The 2,026-nt window shown below is 68.8% G+C and carries 2 protein-coding genes and 1 pseudogene; 1 reads left to right on the top strand and 2 read right to left on the bottom strand.

The genetic code is table 11. The annotated features are described in order from the left end of the window. Positions 1–444: pseudogene (locus QZ271_RS14245) on the bottom strand (hypothetical protein); the annotation flags it as partial. Between the two features lie 157 nt (positions 445–601). Between QZ271_RS14245 and QZ271_RS14240 the strand changes: the two are divergent. Continuing rightward, a complete protein-coding gene (locus QZ271_RS14240) occupies positions 602–1,267 on the top strand; it encodes a hypothetical protein (protein ID WP_291432590.1) in 666 nt (221 codons plus the stop codon). 75 nt (positions 1,268–1,342) lie between these two features. On the opposite strand, the gene QZ271_RS14235 is transcribed toward QZ271_RS14240, so the two are convergent. Beyond that, positions 1,343–1,810, bottom strand: a complete 468-nt coding sequence (locus QZ271_RS14235; protein WP_291432588.1) for an RrF2 family transcriptional regulator — start codon at positions 1,808–1,810, stop codon at positions 1,343–1,345. Positions 1,811–2,026: the final 216 nt, after the last annotated feature.

Genomic DNA, 2,026 nt, shown 5'->3' with positions numbered 1-2,026 from the left:
GACCGGCCGGGCGGCCGCCGCAGCCGGCGGGCGCGCCGCCGGGACCGCCGGAATGGCGGACGCGGCCACGCTGGTGGGCACGTCGATGACCAGCCGCGCGGGCTGAACGCCAGCGGCTGGCAGGACGCTGCTTCGGGCACTGCCGTGCCGGTCGGCCAGCGTGACCGTGACCGTGCGGCCCGACACGGCGTACGCGGTGACGCCTGCCGCGTTCAGGGGACCCTGCTCGCTGGGGAGCGGCACGCCGAGTTTCACGGTGATGGACTGCGCCGCCACCGTCGCACTGAGGCTGGTCGCGCCGCTGGGTAGGTCGAACACCAGCCGGGTGTACCCGTCGTGGGCACCGACGCGGGGGGCCGCCTGCCCGGACGTGAACAGGAGCGCGCAGGCCAGCGCGGCGGCGATCCGCAGGGACCGCGTGGGGGATTCAGTCTGACGCTTCACTGCGCGGAGTGTAGCGCCCAGGCACGCCCGGCCGGGTAGGAACGCATGAGCGGTCAGGCCCACACATGGAAAGCCCGGCGCCCCGCCGGGGCCAGCTGAACCGAACCTGACGGGCTTCCTCACGCCGCTCAGTGCCCGGCCCGCTACGGTGGGCCTCATGAAGCGCGTCCCCTCCCCTACCCTGGCCCGCGTGCTGAGCGCCGCAGTGACCGTCCTGACCGTGGCTGCGGGCGGCACGCAGGCCGTCACCTTCGGCGGCCTGAACGTCACGCCGCGCGGCCCACAGAACCTGAACCTGGAAACCGGCGCGACCGACCTTCCACAAGGCGGGACCGCCACCGACAGCCGCGGCGGCGTGAAACTCACGGCGGCCCGTATGCAGTTGCAGCCGGGGCAACAGCTGAGCGCGCAGGGCGCGGCCATCACCACCCGGCAGGGCGGCACCCTGAAAGCCGCGCAGGTCACGTACGACCTGAGGGCCGGAACGGTCACCGCCACCGGGAACGTCACGTACAACGATGCCCGCTTCACGGCCCTCACCGCGCCCAGCATGACCCTGAACGTCAAGACCGGGTTCGTGACCGCGCGCGGCGGCGTGAAGGCCAGCAAGCCCGCCATGACCGGCGCGGCCCTGGCCTTCGACCCCAGCACCATGCAGGCCATGCTGTCCGGCCCCTACCGCGTGAACCAGGGCACCCTGCGCGCCGACACGGACGCCCCCGCCGGGCGACTGCTGCTGGTCTTCAGCGCCCGCTCGGTCGTGCGCGCCACCGAGGACCCCGACAGCAGCAACCGCAACCGCTTCGAACCCTACCTGCGGTGAGTTGATGGTCGAAAGTCGATGGTTGATGGAGGGGCGTTCCTTCCATCAACCATCGACTTTTAACCTGTGCCCTGCTTACGCGTTGGGTTTCAGAAGGTGGCCCAGGCAGTGACCGTAACTGACGCCCCGCTGCGCGTCGATCACGAGGTCGTGCACGCTGAATTCCTGCAACACGCCCAGCATGGCGTCGCGCATGCGGGTGTAGATGGTGGCGCGGGCGTGGCAGCGGTCTTCCTCGGGGCAGTGTTCGCGCCAGTTGAGACTGATGCACGACAGCGGCGCAACCGGACCGTCAATGGCGCGCACGACCTCGCACAGGCTGATCAGTTGCGGTCGGCGCGACAGCGCGTAGCCGCCGCCGATGCCCTTCTTGCTTTTCACGACGCCCTTGGCGCTCAGGGCCGCGAGGATGCGCACCAGGTACGGGCGGTGAACGCCGGTCGATTCGCTGATCTCCTCGCTGGACACCCAGCGGGCCGGGTCCTGGGTCCCCAGGAATCCCAGTGCCTGAAAGGCGTATACGTCGGTGGCTGAAAGCCGCATAGCAGGCAGTCTAGCGCGCCGCGCCCGCACACCACCCCAGGGTATGATCCGGACCCCGGTTAAGTACCCTGAAGGTAACTGCTCAGCACGATAAACACGGCAAAAAACGCTTGTTCCCGTTTTGTATGAGCATAATATTTGTAACTGCTCAGCAGGGGACGATCAGACAGAGAAATTGGGCATGAGAATATCCCCCGTGAACACGCTGACCAGTCC

It is taken from the genome of Deinococcus sp. (genome assembly GCF_018260555.1).
GTDB lineage: Bacteria > Deinococcota > Deinococci > Deinococcales > Deinococcaceae > Deinococcus.
Note: the sequence above shows the minus strand (reverse complement) of the source record. Positions and strands in the feature narration are given on the sequence as shown.

What these genes read in the sequence shown, in the direction of transcription:
- QZ271_RS14240 (WP_291432590.1), top strand. Translation starts at nt 602, where the DNA reads ATGAAGCGCGTCCCCTCCCCTACCCTGGCCCGCGTGCTGAGCGCCGCA.
- QZ271_RS14235 (WP_291432588.1), bottom strand. Translation starts at nt 1,810, where the DNA reads ATGCGGCTTTCAGCCACCGACGTATACGCCTTTCAGGCACTGGGATTC.